The following is a 15172-nucleotide window of genomic DNA, read 5'->3' as shown; positions in this document are numbered from 1 at the left end:
TGAAATCCTACGGGTTGCGTCCCGGTCCGCTCCAGCACCCGGCGGTCCGGAGGGCGGCGCGGGGAGGGGCGGCACGCGTCGCGGCCCCCTCACGACGGGCGCGAGGGACCGCTAGCAGGGGCGGAGGATCCGTCAGGCCACCACGGACATGCCCTTGCGCAGGCGTTGCACGATCCGCGACAGCAGCCGCGACACATGCATCTGGGAGACGCCCAGCTCCGCGCCGATCTGTGACTGCGTCATCTCGTCCCCGAACCGCATCCGGACGATTCTGCGCTCCCGCTCGTCCAGCTGCTCCAGGAGCGGTGCCAGGGTGTGCAGGTTCTCGACGGTCTCCATGGCGGGGTCCGTCTCACCCAGCAGATCCGCGTAGGCCCGCTGATCCTGCCCCGAGTCGCTGTCGGCCGACGGTGTGTCCAGGGAGCCCGCCGAATAGCCGTTGGCGGCGACCAGACCCTCGATGATCTCCTCCTCCGGGAGGTCCAGACGGGCGGCGAGCTCCTTGACCGTGGGTTCGCGGTCCAGCTCCGCCGACAGCTGTTCCTTGGCCTTCGCCAGGTCCACGCGCAGTTCCTGGAGCCGCCGCGGGACGTGGACGGACCAGGAGGTGTCACGGAAGAAGCGCTTGATCTCACCGACGATGTACGGCACGGCGAAGGTGGCGAACTCGACCTCACGGGAGAGGTCGAAGCGGTCGATCGCCTTGATCAGCCCGATGGTGCCGACCTGGATGATGTCCTCGGTGTCGTCACCGCCGCGGTTGCGGAACCGGGAGGCGGCGAAACGCACCAGCGACAGGTTCATCTCGATGAGGGTGTTGCGCGCGTACTGGTACTCGTGCGTGCCCTCCTCGAGGACCTGGAGCCGGTCGAAGAACACCTTCGACAGTGCGCGGGCGTCCTGTGGTGCGACCTTCCCGGTCTCCTCGATCCAGGGCAGTGTGCCCGGGTCGGCTCCGGTGGTTCGCACGGACATGGCCGCCATGGTGTCGCCCTCCCTGCCGTCGGATGTGTCGATGCGCGCCTGCCCAGCAAGACGGGGGTCATGCGTCCGGGTTCGCTCTTCCGCCGCATCCCGACTCCATGTCGATAAATCGTCGAACGGATGTCTACAAGGGGCCGGACGGCCACGAACGGAGCAGCGTTCGGCTCATGGCAGACTTGACCGGGGTGTTTCGGCCTGCGGTGACCAGTGGCCCGCGGGGACAGATGGCAGAGGATCGGCAATGACGGTGACAGAGGACAGCCCGGAGTTCGCTCCCGGAATCGAAGAGTTCGGTGCCGGTATCGACCCGGAGCGACTGGCCGTCTGCCTGAGCGTGCTCGACGAACTCGACTCCATCGAGATCGACCACCCGGACGCCGTCGCCGTGCGCCGGGCCACGGCGGGCGTCTACCGCACCGTGAAGCAGCGCCGCCGCCAGGAGCGCCGGGCGGCGAAGACCGCGCACGACAAGGCCGTCACCGAAGCCACCGCGACCGGCTCCGCCGAGCGCATCGACGACGAGACCCAGGGCGTCCTGCCCTCGTCCTCGGCCGAGGCGGAGATCGCCGGGATACTCCAGCGGCCCCGGTCCTGCTACATCTGCAAGACCCGCTACGTCGAGGTGGACGCCTTCTACCACCAGCTCTGTCAGCGGTGCGCCAAGGAGAACCGGGCCCGGCGCGACGCCCGGACGGACCTCACGGGGCGCCGTGCGCTGCTCACCGGCGGCCGGGCGAAGATCGGTATGTACATCGCGCTGCGGCTGCTGCGCGACGGTGCGCACACCACCATCACCACCCGTTTCCCCAACGACGCGATCCGCCGCTTCAAGGCGATGCCGGACAGCGACGAGTGGATCCACCGGCTGAAGATCGTCGGCATCGACCTGCGTGACCCGGCCCAGGTCGTGGCTCTCGCCGACTCGGTCGCCGCCGAGGGGCCCCTGGACATCCTGATCAACAACGCCGCCCAGACCGTGCGCCGGTCCCCGCAGGCGTACAGCGAGCTGGTCGGCGCGGAGTCGGCACCGCTGCCCGCGGGCGAGCTGCCGGCCGCCGAGGTGATCGGCACCTTCGGCAGCGGCACCGTGGACCGGGTCGCCGCGCTGCCCGCCGCCCGCAGGGAAGGGCTGAGCGCGCAGGACGTCACCGAACTGGCCCTGGTCACGGGCTCGGCCTCGCCGGCGCGCATCGCCGCAGGTACCGCGATCGACGCGGGCGGGCTCGTCCCGGACCTGCACGACACCAACAGCTGGATCCAGACGGTCGAGGAGGTCGAGCCGATCGAGCTCCTCGAAGTCCAGCTCTGCAATTCGACCGCGCCGTTCATCCTGATCAGCCGGCTCCGCCCGGCGATGGCGGCCACTGCCGGGAAGCGCGCGTACGTGGTGAACGTCTCCGCGATGGAGGGGGTCTTCAGCCGCGGTTACAAGGGCGCCGGCCACCCGCACACCAACATGGCCAAGGCCGCTCTGAACATGCTGACCCGCACCAGCGCCCAGGAGATGTTCGAGAAGGACGGCATCCTGATGACCGCCGTCGACACCGGATGGATCACGGACGAGCGGCCGCACCCCGACAAGATGCGCCTCGCCGAGGAGGGCTTCCACGCCCCTCTCGACCTGGTCGACGGTGCCGCCCGGGTCTACGACCCGATCGTGCGCGGGGAAGAGGGCGAAGACCTGTACGGCTGCTTCCTCAAGGACTACGCGCCCGCCGGCTGGTGATCCGGGGGCCGGTTCTCCCGTCTTCCGGACCCGCCGATGGCGGAAAGTGACCCAGGCCACACGTTCCGTCGAGCGCAATGGCGCTCATTTGGTTACCCTGAAGCGAACGGACGGCACCGAGGGATCCACGAACCTTCCTCGACCGTCCTGGGACAGGCCTGCAACCAGGTCGTCGTCCCGCCCCAATGCCGGCGCCACCGCGACCGAACTGTTCCTGCCCCTGCCCCCGAGGGCGGTCGGTCCACGGCCGAGAGGTCGCGCCGTAACTGTCCGGGGTTACGCGACACAGAGGAGTGCGCGGTGACACCAGAACTGACGAAGGACGAGAAGCGGCCCGCCGAAGAGCACGGAGCGCGGGCCGGACGGCCCGAGAAGCTCCGGAACATCGAGGTCTGGGCCAGGTCCGCACCGATCCGGCTGGCCGGCTACGAGGACGACCTCGCCGAACCGCACATCCTGCCCGGCATCGACTGACAGTCCCGGCCGCACACCGCATCACCGAGCCCCGGCTCCCGCACCCGCGGGGGACCGGGGCTCGGCGGTGCGGGCGGCTCGGCCGCGCGGTGCCCGGCGGGACCCGTCACCAGGCCGCGCGGGCCAGGGCGGCCCCGGCGAAGGACAGTCCCACGCCTGCGCCGACGCTGACGCACAGATAGACGCCGGCCGCGGCGACGCGGCGCGTGGAGGCCAGGGTCAGCAGCTCGTACGCGAACGTCGACCAGGTCGACAGGGCCCCGCAGAAGCCGGTGGCCAGCAGCAGGTGGACCCGGGGCCACAGGTCCCCCTCGGACGCCCCTTCGGCGACGAACCCGAGGATCAGCGCGGCGGCCGCGTTCGCGCGAAGGTGCCCCAGGGGATGGCGGTGTGCAAGCGGGACTTGACCGCGACTCCGGTCAGATAGCGGAGCGGGGCCCCACGAGCCCGCCGGCCAGGACGAGCACCCAGTCGAGTGTCACGCGGTCATCCCGTCGCCGCTCCGGCGGCCCAGCGCCGCGCGCGTGGCGTACACGCCCGCGGTCACACCCGCGAGAGACGCGACGACGGTCAGGACCAGGCAGCCGACCGCGTATCCGGGGGAGCCCTCCTCGAACAGCAGGCGCACGTCGTCGGCGTAGTGGGAGGACGTGGTGAAACCGCCGAGCACGCCGGTGCCCAGCAGTGGACTCAGCAGGGTCGGCGCACCGGTGAACCTCTCCTTGAGGGCCACCATCAGGATGCCCATCAGCAGACAGCCCACGGCGCCCGCGACGGCTGAGGAGACGACACCCATGGTGGTGACCCGGGAACACATGGTCGAGATCGCCGATCAGTCCCACTCCCCCGACATCGGGGCCGAAGGCGAGTGTGTAGCCGATCGCCCACCAGACGATGGTCCCGAAGGCCAGCGCGGCGAAACTCATCTTGATCATCATCGGGACGTGTGTGGTGCGCACCATGCCGCCGTAGAAGAACGCCAGTCCCGGCGATGGTCGGGCTGTTCGCCACCGCGCGGATCAGCGGCAAGGAGGGACTGTTCTACGGCGGCGGCTGGGGGCTGCTGGGCAAGCAGCTTCTCGCCATCGTCTCGGTGATCGCGTTCTCCTTCGTCCTCACCTGGATCATCGCGAAGGCGGTGGACCTGACCGTCGGTTTCCGCGCCCGCGACGAGTACGGGAGCGTTCCGGGTGAAGAGGTGGAGCGGGCCTACGACTTCCGGACCGCCGAGCGGCTGGGCGTGCTGGTCTCGGGCAGGGAAGGCGCCGGCGACTCCGAACTCGTGGAGCAGATCAGCCGGTTGCTGAAGTCCCGCGAGGGCGCCGAGTAGCGCGGACGGCAGGGCGCCGCGGGCGGGCGGCAGGGGACCGGGAGCGCGCGTCCGGGCCGGTGGCAGGTCCCCGGCCCGGACGCGTCATTCCGCCGGGGCGGGCGGAGCGGCCGTCCGATGGATGCGGGAGACAGGCGTCCCTCCGTCCGGAACATTGGGCAGGCTCGCGTCATGGCTCAGTCACTTCGCGGCACCGGCCGGGCCATCGGCCGCATGAACTCCCGTACATAGGTCCGGTGCCACCAGCGTCCGGTGGCCCGCAGTTCGCGCCAGTCGGTGTACCGGTAGTGGTACACCCTGGCCCGGACGTGCGCGGGCGGCGTGCCGGGGAACGGATTGTGCCGCAGCAGCCGGAGCGTGTCGCGGTCGTTCCTGAGGAGCCGCTCGGCGAACGGTCCGAACCACGCGCGGGCGTAGGCGGGGGAGAGCGCCGCGAACCACATCATCCAGTCGAGCCGCAGATGATAAGGCGCGAACTGCCGTGGCGCACGGCGTGGATCGCCCGGCTTGCCGCGGAATCCGTACTCCTGCCAGTGCGCCCCGTCGTGGGCGACCGGATCGGCCGTCCCCTCCACCACGACTTCGAGCCGAAGCCTGCTGATGCTGCCGAACGCGCCGTAGGTATTGACCAGATGCAGGGGATCGAAGGACCGGTTCATCACCTGACGGCGGGAGAGCAGGTTGCGCGCCGGGCGGTAGCTGAGGACCAGGACCAGCGCGGTGACCGCGATGACGGCCACCTCGTACCAGAGCGGCGGCGCCGACAGCGCGGGCGGCCGGCCGCCGATCAGGTGCCAGTCGACCGCGGAGAGCGCGAGAGTGATCGTCAGCCAGTTCAGCCAGGCGAAGTTCCCGGACAGGACCAGCCACAGCTGGGTGATGACCATCAGTCCCGCGGCCGCGCTCGCCGCCGGCTGCGGGGTGAACAGGAGGAAGGGGACCAGGAGCTGGGTGACGTGATTGGCGGCCGCCTCGACCCGGTGCACCGGTCTCGGCAGACGGTGGAAGAACCAGCTCAGCGGCCCCGGCATCGGCTGGGTCTCGTGGTGGAAGTCCAGACAGGTCAGCCGCCGCCAGCACGCGTCGCCCCGGATCTTGATGAGCCCGGCACCGAACTCCACCCGGAAGAGCAGCCAGCGCAGCAGCCACAGCACCAGCACCGGCGGCGCGGTGTCCCCGGTACCGAGGAAGACCGCGAGGAACCCCGTCTCCAGCAGCAGGGACTCCCAGCCGAAGCCGTACCAGACCTGGCCGACCTGGACGACCGACAGGTACAGCACCCACGGCAGCGCCCAGAGCAGCATCCCGCCCCACAGCGGGAGGTGTCCGTCGAGTCCGGCGATCAGGGCCACCGAGACGGCGCAGCCGCTCCAGGCGACGGCGGCGAAGAACCGGTCGGAGTAGTGGAGCCGGAAGAGACCGGGAGCCTCCCGCCAGTGCGTGCGCCGCAGCAGCTCCGGTACGGGCAGCATGCCGCGTTCGCCGATCAGCGCTCGGAACTGGAGCGCGGCGGCGAGGAAGGCGACCAGATAGACCACGGCCAGAGCCCGCTGGAAGACCAGCCTGCTGAGCCAGTAGCCGTCTGCGGTGAACCACTCCATCCCTCCCAGTATCGGCCAGGAATCAGCTCACGGCGACGATCCGGCGCAGGGTCCGGCCCAGCCGCCGCGCGTACCAGAGCTGTACGGGCGGCACGAGCGGCCCGGCGAGCCGGGCGTACCAGCTCGCCGGGCGGGAGAACGCCATGACCGTGAACCAGACCGTGCCGTCGTCCGCCAGATCCACCACGAAACACTCCTCGCCGCGTTCGGGATGCCGTTCCAGCGTCCCGTAGCCGAAGCCGGTGCGGTCCTTCTCGTACGCGGTCCAGACCACCTCGCACGGGGCGGTGAGCCGGACCGGGCCGAGCCCCAGCGACACCTGGACCCCGCCGCCCGCCTCCGCCCGTGCCGCCGAGGCGTTCACCCGGGCGCCCGAGGTGCGGTGCATCCGCCACTCCGTGACCGCGGCGCCGGCCACCCGGAAGTCGGACCGGCCCCGGCCCACCCGGGTGCGGTGGTGGAGATGGTGGTAGCCGTTCGGGAGCGGGCCGAGCCGGGTGGCCCCCACCTCCGGGTAGGTGAACGTCGTCATGCGGTCCCGCCTTCCGGGTGGACGGTGCCCCGGACACGGCGCCGGGCAGCCCCTTTGAACATGTTCAACAGCTGGGTCGAGAGTAGGGGTTTCCTTGAACGCGTTCAAGGCGCTGGGTGCCGTGCGTCGTGTGCGCCATGTGCCCACGTCGGCTTGCGGCCGGGTGTGCCGTGCCCAAGAGATGGGAGTTACCCATCCGCAGGACGTGAACAGGCAGGTCGACGTGGCCAGACAGACTGACGCCGGCCGGCGGGCGCCGGCCGGCCGGACCCCCCGCCGTCTGCGGCGCGCGATGCTCGCCGCGCTGTCCGCCGGAGTGCTGTTCGCCGCGGGCTGCGGCGACGGCGGCGACGGGGCGGCGGGCGGCACCCCCGGTACCGCCGAGGCCGAAGAGGTCCTTCTCCAGCCGGCCGCGGTGGCGGGACCCGCCCCGTTCACCGGGTCGACGGCGAGGCCCGCACCCGCGCCGTCCGTCACCGCGAAGTCGACCGCCAGGCCCCGGGGCGACGTCCGGAGGACGCGGGCCGTGTCCGGGGCGGCCCCGGGGCTCTACGGCGGCACCCGGTCCGCCGCGTCCTGCGACGTCGAACAGCAGATCCGCTTCCTGACCGCCGACCGGGCCAAGGGGCGTGCCTTCGCCGGGGCCGCGGGCATCGAGCCGGTGCAGATCCCCGGGTACCTGAGATCGCTGACCCCCGTCGTTCTGCGGGCCGACGTCCAGGTGACCAGCCACGGTTACGAGGCGGGCGCGGCCACCAGCTTCCAGTCCGTGCTCCAGGCGGGCTCCGCCGTCATGGCCGACAGCCGGGGCCTGCCGCGGGTCCGCTGCGCCTGCGGCAACCCGCTGGACCCGCCCGTCGTCGCGAAGGGCCGGGTCGCGCACCGCGGCGAGCGCTGGGCGGGCTACGACCCGTCCCGGGTCACGGTCGTCCGCGCCAGCGCGCAGGTGATCACCCAGCTGGTCATCGTGAACGACGCGGACAACACCTGGATCGAGCGGCCGATGGGCGACGGCGGGGGCCGGGACAAGGTCCCGGACATCCCGCCGCCGTTCGAGCCGGGCGACGACATCCTGCCGCCGTCGCGCTCGGCGGAGCCGTCCGGTTCCGCCGACCCCACGCCGTCCGGCGGGACGGGGCGTACGGACTGTCCCGCCGCGGACCGGCCGGGCGGTGACACCGGCACCCCGGCACCCGAGGGATGCCCGGCCCCGACGGGCGGTGACGGCGACCCGGACCGGGATCCCGCGACGCCCGGCATGCCCACGGACCACCCCGCCGACACCGGCGTGCCGCCCGACGGCCCCGACGGCTCCGACGGCCCCGACGGCTCCGACGGCCCCGACGGTCCTGACTCCGACGGCCCTGGTGACCCCGGCCCCGGCTACCCGGACGCGCCGGCCCCGGACGGACCGGCGCCGGTCCTTCCCGACGGGCCCGCCGAGCCGGCCGCCCCCGAGCCCTTCGCGGGCTGAGCGGGGCCGGAGCGGCGCCGGAGCGGGGCGGGCAGGGACGTGGGAGCAGGGGCGTGGAACGCTCGAAGAATCGGACAAATGATGGCAGAGTGACCCACATGGATGATCGGGTAGCGGGTGCCCTGTCACTCCCCGACGACTGGCCCGCCCACCCGGACCTCAGCCTCGCCCTGAACCGTATGGGCAGCTTCGACTGGGATCTGGACAGCGGCCTGATGCACCTGGACCGGCCCGCCCTCGACGTGTTCGACCTGAGCCCCGAGGAGTACGACAACCGGCCGGAGTCGCTCGCCGTGCGTGTGCCGACGGACGAGGGCATCCGGCTGGACAGTCTGGTCTCGCAGGCGCTGAAGAGCGGGTCCACCAACTACGGCGCGTACTTCCGTATCCAGCGGCGCGACGGGACCCTGCGCTGGACCCACACCCAGGGCTTCGTCCGGCGGGACCCGACCGGCCGGCCCTGCCGCATCATCGGAATCGTCCGCGACGCCACCCAGGAGCTGGCCGACTCGACCGCCCGGCTGGAAGTGGACCAGGACCGCCGGCGCCGCACCAGTCTGGTGGAGGGCACCACGGCGGCCCTGGCGCACGCCCGTACCGTCAAGGACGTCATCGACGTGCTCAACAACTCCCAGGGGCTCGCGCACCTCGGTGCGGCCAGCCTCGTCGTGGGGCTGCTGGAGGCGGGGCGCATCCACCTGGTCGCCGACGCACCCGACGGGGCGTATGTGCCGGGCACCCGGTACACCCGGACGGACGAGCCGTACCCGATGAGCGAGGTGGTCCGCACGCTCACGCCGCGCTTCATCGAGTCCGCCGAGGAATTCGCCGCCTCCTACCCCCTTCTGTGGCCCAGCATCAGCCACCTCGGCATCACCTCCGCCGCCTATCTGCCGCTGATCGCCCAGGCCCGCCCGATCGGCGCCCTCGGGCTGCTCTACGGCGACAAGGAGGGCTTCACCGCCGATGAACGCAATCTGATGGTGGCCCTCGGCAGCTCGATCGCGCAGAGCCTCCAGCGCGCGATGCTCTACGAGCAGGAGCACGACCTCGCCGAGGGGCTCCAGCAGGCGATGCTGCCGCGCCGTATCCCCGAGGTGCCCGGGGCACAGGTCGCCGTCCGCTACCGCTCGGCCCGCCTGGCGCGCGACATCGGCGGCGACTGGTACGACATCATTCCGCTGCCCGGCGGCCGGGTCGGCGCCGTCATCGGAGACGTACAGGGGCACGACACCCACGCGGCGGCCGTCATGGGACAGCTCCGGATCGTGCTGCGCGCCTACGCGGCCGAGGGGCACAGCCCGGCCACCGTGATGGCGCGGGCCTCCGTCTTCCTCCATGAACTCGACACCGACAGGTTCGCCACGTGCAGTTACGCCGAGGTCGATCTGACCACCGGAGTCGTGCAGCTGGTCCGGGCCGGTCATGTCGACCCGCTGGTGCGGGACGGGGACGGCAGCTGCCGCAGACTGCCGGCCGAGGGCGGGCTGCCGCTCGGCCTCTCGGCCGAGTTCGGCCGGCTGGAGTACCCGGTCAGTACCGTAGAGCTGGACCCCGGCCAGACGCTGGTGCTGTACACCGACGGCCTGGTGGAAATGCCGGGCGCCGATCTGGACGAGGGCATGCAGCTGCTGACCGCCATGGTGACGAACGGCCCCCAGCACCTGCAGACGCTGGCCGACCAGCTCTGCGAAGCCGTCGACGAACGGGGCGGCGAGGACGATGTCGCGGTGCTGCTCCTGCGCCGCCGGGCCGCCGACGCGCCGCAGCCCGGCGGCCGGCTCCAGCAGCACGTCGCGCAGAACGACCCGGAGGCGCTGAGCTCGTCCCGGCACATGATCCGGGCGGCGGTACGGGCCTGGGGTGCCAAGGACCGCGTGGACGAGGTCGAACTGGCCGCGGACGAGCTGATCACCAACGCGCTGATGCACACCGACGGCGGGGCCGTCGTCACGATCCGGGTCCTCGCCGGGACCGAGCGGCGGCTGCGCGTCGATGTCGAGGACCGCTCCAGCGCTCTGCCGCGGCGCAGGGACGCGGGGGAGTCGGGAGTCTCCGGGCGAGGCCTGATGCTCGTGGACCGGCTGGCCGATGTCTGGGGCGTGGAGTCCCGGGGCAACGGCAAGTGCGTGTGGTGCGAGTTCCTCATCCCGGAGCGGCTGTGAGGCGGCGTCCGGTCCGCTCCTGAGGTGCGTCGCCCAAGAGGCCCGGCCCGCGTGCGCGTGAGGATTTCCCGGCGGAGAATGACCCGTACCGCAAGGTAACAATACGTAATATGTCTGTCCTTGACCGTAACCGACCGCAAGGGATTGACTGCGGCCGTACGGCGGTTCTGCCTTCGATGACATGAGGACCCGTTGGGCACCGAGCTTCTGGCCCCTCTCGATCTGGCCTTCTGGCACTTCGAATCCGATTCCCACCCGATGCATCTCGGCGCGCTCGCCGTCTTCTCGCCGTCCCCCGGCGTCGCTCCGCAGGACATCCTGGGGCTGCTCGGCGAACGGGCCGCCGCGATTCCCCGGCTGCGGATGTGCGTACGGGATGTGCTGCTGCCGGTCGGCGGCTGTGCCTGGGCCGTGGACAAGGGCTTCGATGTCCACCGTCACGTCCGGCGGCTGGTCCTGGCCGAGGGCGACTTCATGGAACAGGTGACCCGGCTGGCCGGGGAGCTGATGGAGCGGCCGCTCGGGCGGGGGCTGCCGCCCTGGCGGATGTATCTCATCGGCGGCGCCGACGGCGGTCCGTTCGCCGTACTGGTGAAGCTGCACCACGCGCTCGCCGACGGGATGCGTGCCGTCGCCATCGGCGCCGGGATCTTCGACGAGATCGCGGCTGTCGCCGGGGCCCGGGGTACGGAGCGCCGTGCCCCCGTGGCCCCGCGCTCCTGGCTGCCGGACCCCCGTGACGTGGTGGGCCTGGCGCTGGGGCGGATCGGTGAGGTCGGCCGGGCGCTCGGGGTGGGCGCCTCCGTCGTCCGGGCGGGACGCTTCGGCCCGCGGGGTGCGACCGCGCTCACCGCACCCTCCAGCGGCACCCGGCGGCTCGCCACCGCGGAGCTCGACGCCACCGCGGTCCAGCGGATCCGCCGGGCCGAGGGCGGCACGGCCAACGACGTCCTGCTCGCCGTGGTGGCCGGGGCGCTGCGGCGCTGGATGCTGGAGCGCGGCGAGCCGCTGCCCACCGGTGATCCGCGTGCCCTGGTGCCCGTCTCCCGGCGGCGGCCGGGCGGTGCGGCGGTGAGCGGCAACCTGCTCTCCGGGTACCTCCTCGGCCTGCCGGTCGGCGAGTCCGACGGCCGTGAGCGGCTTCGCGCGGTCCGCACCGCCATGAACCGCAACAAGGCGGCGGGACCGCTGAAGGGCGCGGGCGCCGTCGCCGTACTCGCCGACCGGCTGCCGCCGCTGGCCCACCGGTTCGGGGCGCCGCTGGCCGCCGGCGCCGCGCGGATGCTGTTCGACGTCCTGGTCACCAGCGTGCCGCTGCCGCGCTCCGCGCTCTCCCTCGGCGGCTGCCCCCTGCGCGCGCTCTACCCGATGGCCCCGCTGGCCCGGGGACAGTCCCTCGCCGTGGCGCTGTCCACCTACGGAGGGCGGGTGCAGGTCGGGCTGGTGGCCGACGGCAAGGCGCTCACGGACCTCGACCGGCTGGCGGCCGCGGTCCAGGAGGAGTTCGGGGAGCTGTACGCGCTGACCGTCACCTCTCGGGGCGCGGCGCTCGATGAAGGGGTGAGCGCGCGATAGGTCGGACAGATCGTTGAAGATCTGTCCGCATTCCTGGCGATGCCTCATGCCAGAAGTGTTGACGTGCCCAAGTGATCCGATGAATATTCGCTCTGTACATCAAAGCGATCATCGGGGAGGGCGGCGGATCCATGCGGCGCAACAGGCTCGGACGCAGTGCGGTCGAGATCACCGAACTGTCCTTCGGAGCAGCGGCCATCGGCAATCTCTTCACCGCTGTCACCCCGGAACAGGCCGCCGCCGCCGTCGACGCGGCCTGGGACGAGGGCATCCGCTACTTCGACACCGCGCCGCACTACGGCCTGGGCCTCTCCGAGCGGCGGCTCGGCGAAGCCCTGCGCACCCGGCCCCGCGACGCGTACACGGTCTCGACCAAGGTGGGCCGGATCCTCGAACCGCTGCCCGCGGGTGAGGGACCCGCAGGAGACGGGCTCTCCGAAGGGTTCGCCGTATCCGCCACCCACCGGCGCCGCTGGGACTTCAGCGCCGACGGCGTCCGCCGGAGCATCGAGGACAGCCTCGAACGGCTGGGCCTCGACCGCGTCGACATCGTCTATCTGCACGACCCCGACGACCATGGGGAGGCGGCGTTCCGCGAGGCGTACCCGGAGCTGGAGCGGCTGCGCGCCGAGGGCGTCGTCGGGGCGATCGGCGCCGGGATGAACCAGACCGCGATGCTCACCCGGTTCCTGCGCGAGACCGACGTCGACGCCGTCCTGTGCGCGGGCCGCTACACCCTTCTCGACCACAGCGCCCTGACCGCCCTGCTGCCCGAGGCCGCCGCCCGCGGCAGGAGCGTCGTCGTCGGCGGGGTCTTCAACTCCGGGCTCCTCGCCGACCCGCGCCCCGGCGCGCGCTACGACTACGCCGCCGCCCCCCTGGCCCTGCTCGACCGGGCCCTGCGGATGCGGGCCGTCGCCGAGGCGCACGGTGTGCCGCTGCGCGCCGCGGCCCTGCACTTCCCCCTCGCCCACCCCGCCGTCGCCGGAGTGCTCGTCGGTACGCGCTCCCCGGACGAGGTCCACGACGCCGCCGCCCTGCTGCGCGACGGCATCCCGGACGGGCTCTGGGACGATCTGCGCGCCGAAGGACTGCTGATGACGGACGGACACGAGGACGGGAACTGACATGAGGGTCGCTCTGCACACCAAGGTCCGCGCCGACCGCGTCGAGGAGTACGAGGCCGCCCACCGCGAAGTCCCGGCGGAACTCACCCGCGCCATCAGGGCGGCGGGCGCCACCTCCTGGACCATCTGGCGAAGCGGTACCGATCTCTTCCATCTCATCGAGTGCGCGGACTACGCCCGGCTCCTGGCGGAACTGGAACAGCTGCCCGTCAACGTCGCCTGGCAGACCCGGATGGACCAGCTGCTCGACGTCTCCCACGACTACTCGGCGGACGGCGCCGGGGCCGGACTGCCGGTCGCCTGGGAGCTGTGAGCATGACCGCTCCGGTACCGCCCGCGACTCCCGTACCTCCCGTGCCGGCGGCCATCGACGCCCACCACCACGTCTGGGACCTCGCCGTGCGCGACCAGGACTGGATCACCGGCGAGGAACTGGCCCCCATCCGGCGCACCTTCACCCTCGACGACCTGGAACCCGAGGCCCGCGCCGCGGGGGTGTACGCCACCGTGCTGGTGCAGACCGTCACCGTCGCCGAGGAGACCCCCGAGTTCCTCGCCCTCGCCGACGGCAGCGACCTGGTCGCGGGCGTCGTCGGCTGGAGCGACCTCACCGACCCCGGGATCGCCGGCACCCTCGCCGCGCTGCGGGCCCTGCCCGGCGGCGACCGGCTCGTGGGCCTGCGCCACCAGGTCCAGGGCGAACCCGACCCCGAGTGGCTGCTGCGGCCCGACGTCCTGCGCGGGCTCGCCGCCGTCGCCGATGCCGGACTCGTCTACGACCTCATCCTCCGGCCGCACCAGCTGCCCGCTGCCACGAGGGCCGCCGAACTGCTGCCGGCACTCACCTTCGTACTCGACCACGGGGGCAAACCGCCCATCGCCGCACGGCGCAGCCACCCGTGGTCCGAGGACCTCAGGGCCCTGGCCGCCCTCCCCAACACCGTGTGCAAGCTCTCCGGCCTGGTCACCGAGGCCGACCCGCGCACCTGGACGGTCCAGGATCTGCGCCCGTACACCGCCACGCTCCTGGACGCCTTCGGCCCGGACCGGCTGATGTTCGGCTCCGACTGGCCGGTGTGCCGCCTCGCTGCGGGTTACGGGGAGGTCGTCGAGGCCGCGCACACACTCACCTCCCACCTCACCGAGGACGAGCGGCGGGCGGTGTTCGCGGGGACCGCCACCCGCGTCTACGGACTGCGCTGACCCGCCCGCGTCCGCGGGGCCGCCGCTGGAGAGGCATCCGTCACCGGCCTGCGGCAGGCTGGGTGACATGCCCGAACTGCCGGAAGTCGAAGCCCTGCGGGTCTTCCTCGACGAGCACCTCGTCGGCAAGGAGATCGCCCGCGTCCTGCCGCTCGCGATCAGCGTCCTCAAGACGTACGACCCACCGCTGACCGCCCTGACGGGCGGCACCGTCACCGCCGTGGACCGGCACGGCAAGTTCCTGGACATCGAGGTGGGGCCGCTGCACCTGGTCACCCATCTCGCGCGGGCCGGCTGGCTCCGGTGGAAGGACAGCTTCCCGGCCACGCCGCCCCGGCCGGGGAAGGGCCCCCTCGCGCTGCGCACCGTCCTGAGCGGCGGCGACGGCTTCGACCTCACCGAGATGGGCACCACCAAGCGTCTCTCCGTCCATCTGGTGCGCGATCCCCATGAGATCCCCGGCGTCGCCCGCCTGGGGCCCGACCCGCTCGCCGACTCCTTCGACCGTGACACGTTCGCGGCCCTCCTCGGCGGGGAACGCCGCCAGATCAAGGGCGCCCTGCGCGACCAGTCCCTCATCGCGGGCATCGGCAACGCCTACAGCGACGAGATCCTGCACGTCGCGAAGATGTCCCCGTTCAAACTCACCACCGGCCTCGGCGAGGACGACATCACCCATCTGTACACGGCGCTGCGCACCACCCTCGGCGACGCCGTCGCCCGCTCCAGCGGACTCGCCGCCGGAAAGCTCAAGGCCGAGAAGAAGAGCGGCATGCGGGTCCACGGCCGCACCGGCCTGCCCTGCCCGGTCTGCGGCGACACCATCCTCGACGTCTCCTTCAGCGACTCCTCCCTCCAGTACTGCCCCACCTGCCAGACCGGCGGCAGACCGCTCGCCGACCGCCGGCTGTCCAAGCTCCTCAAATAGCGGGAAGAACCCCGTCAGCACTCGTGCCCACACCGCCCCGCAGCACCTAAACT

13 protein-coding genes and 3 pseudogenes are annotated in these 15172 nt (G+C 72.1%); 10 read left to right on the top strand and 6 right to left on the bottom strand.

The annotated features are described in order from the left end of the window. Nucleotides 1-132 precede the first annotated feature (132 nt). The gene (locus ACIGJO_RS31690; protein ID WP_399964096.1) at nt 133-984 is read right to left on the bottom strand and encodes an RNA polymerase sigma factor SigF; all 852 of its coding nucleotides are present in this window, start codon (nt 982-984) and stop codon (nt 133-135) included. 241 nt (nt 985-1225) lie between these two features. Here ACIGJO_RS31690 and ACIGJO_RS31685 point away from each other — a divergent pair, with 241 nt between their 5' ends. Then, complete coding sequence (locus ACIGJO_RS31685; RefSeq protein WP_399964094.1) at nt 1226-2710, top strand: SDR family NAD(P)-dependent oxidoreductase; 1485 nt, start codon at nt 1226-1228, stop codon at nt 2708-2710. A gap of 300 nt (nt 2711-3010) precedes the next feature. Further along, on the top strand, nt 3011-3184 hold the full coding sequence (locus ACIGJO_RS31680) for a hypothetical protein (protein ID WP_399964092.1): 174 nt from the start codon (nt 3011-3013) through the stop codon (nt 3182-3184). A gap of 106 nt (nt 3185-3290) precedes the next feature. Here the strand turns inward: ACIGJO_RS31680 and ACIGJO_RS31675 are convergent. The 3 genes and pseudogenes from ACIGJO_RS31675 to ACIGJO_RS31665 all read right to left on the bottom strand — a co-directional run. Then, nucleotides 3291-3666: pseudogene (locus ACIGJO_RS31675) on the bottom strand (fluoride efflux transporter FluC). After that, entirely contained in the window at nt 3663-4001 is a 339-nt protein-coding gene (locus ACIGJO_RS31670; protein ID WP_399964090.1) for a fluoride efflux transporter FluC, read from the bottom strand. The pseudogene ACIGJO_RS31675 and the gene ACIGJO_RS31670 overlap by 4 nt, the downstream one beginning before the upstream one ends. After that, nucleotides 3994-4176, bottom strand: a pseudogene (locus ACIGJO_RS31665) (ammonia channel protein); the annotation flags it as partial. The pseudogene ACIGJO_RS31665 and the gene ACIGJO_RS31670, both read right to left, overlap by 8 nt. Between ACIGJO_RS31665 and ACIGJO_RS31660 the strand changes: the two are divergent. Continuing rightward, nucleotides 4176-4514, top strand: a pseudogene (locus tag ACIGJO_RS31660) (ammonia channel protein); the annotation flags it as partial. The pseudogenes ACIGJO_RS31665 and ACIGJO_RS31660 overlap by 1 nt on opposite strands. Before the next feature lie 176 nt (nt 4515-4690). Here ACIGJO_RS31660 and ACIGJO_RS31655 read toward each other — a convergent pair. Both ACIGJO_RS31655 and ACIGJO_RS31650 read right to left on the bottom strand, forming a co-directional pair. Next, nucleotides 4691-6115, bottom strand: a complete 1425-nt coding sequence (locus tag ACIGJO_RS31655; RefSeq protein WP_399964088.1) for a lipase maturation factor family protein — start codon at nt 6113-6115, stop codon at nt 4691-4693. A 22-nt stretch (nt 6116-6137) separates the two neighbouring features. After that, nucleotides 6138-6647: a DUF1990 family protein gene (locus ACIGJO_RS31650; RefSeq protein ID WP_399964085.1), complete on the bottom strand. Its 510-nt coding sequence runs from the start codon at nt 6645-6647 to the stop codon at nt 6138-6140. 223 nt (nt 6648-6870) lie between these two features. Here ACIGJO_RS31650 and ACIGJO_RS31645 point away from each other — a divergent pair, with 223 nt between their 5' ends. The 7 genes from ACIGJO_RS31645 to ACIGJO_RS31615 all read left to right on the top strand — a co-directional run bounded on the left by ACIGJO_RS31645 (nt 6871) and on the right by ACIGJO_RS31615 (nt 15119). Then, entirely contained in the window at nt 6871-8121 is a 1251-nt protein-coding gene (locus ACIGJO_RS31645; protein ID WP_399964083.1) for a DUF6777 domain-containing protein, read from the top strand. Between the two features lie 98 nt (nt 8122-8219). Beyond that, nucleotides 8220-10286, top strand: coding sequence for a SpoIIE family protein phosphatase (locus ACIGJO_RS31640; protein WP_399964081.1), 2067 nt, complete (start codon nt 8220-8222; stop codon nt 10284-10286). Between the two features lie 192 nt (nt 10287-10478). Beyond that, nucleotides 10479-11861 carry a wax ester/triacylglycerol synthase family O-acyltransferase gene (locus ACIGJO_RS31635; protein ID WP_399964079.1) on the top strand — a complete coding sequence of 461 codons (1383 nt, stop codon included), beginning with the start codon at nt 10479-10481 and terminating at the stop codon, nt 11859-11861. A 131-nt stretch (nt 11862-11992) separates the two neighbouring features. Continuing rightward, nucleotides 11993-12988 carry an aldo/keto reductase gene (locus ACIGJO_RS31630; protein WP_399964077.1) on the top strand — a complete coding sequence of 332 codons (996 nt, stop codon included), beginning with the start codon at nt 11993-11995 and terminating at the stop codon, nt 12986-12988. A gap of 1 nt (nt 12989) precedes the next feature. Further along, nucleotides 12990-13301 carry an L-rhamnose mutarotase gene (locus tag ACIGJO_RS31625; protein ID WP_399964075.1) on the top strand — a complete coding sequence of 104 codons (312 nt, stop codon included), beginning with the start codon at nt 12990-12992 and terminating at the stop codon, nt 13299-13301. A 2-nt stretch (nt 13302-13303) separates the two neighbouring features. Then, nucleotides 13304-14191 (top strand): amidohydrolase family protein, encoded by an 888-nt coding sequence (locus ACIGJO_RS31620; protein ID WP_399964073.1) that lies wholly within the window; start codon nt 13304-13306, stop codon nt 14189-14191. A 67-nt stretch (nt 14192-14258) separates the two neighbouring features. Then, entirely contained in the window at nt 14259-15119 is an 861-nt protein-coding gene (locus ACIGJO_RS31615; RefSeq protein WP_399964071.1) for an Fpg/Nei family DNA glycosylase, read from the top strand. The last annotated feature ends 53 nt before the right edge of the window (nt 15120-15172 follow it).

Source organism: Streptomyces sp. NPDC079020 (assembly GCF_044542225.1).
Lineage (GTDB): Bacteria > Actinomycetota > Actinomycetes > Streptomycetales > Streptomycetaceae > Streptomyces.
The sequence above is the reverse complement of the archived record's forward strand: the minus strand, read 5'-3'. Positions and strand labels throughout refer to the sequence as shown.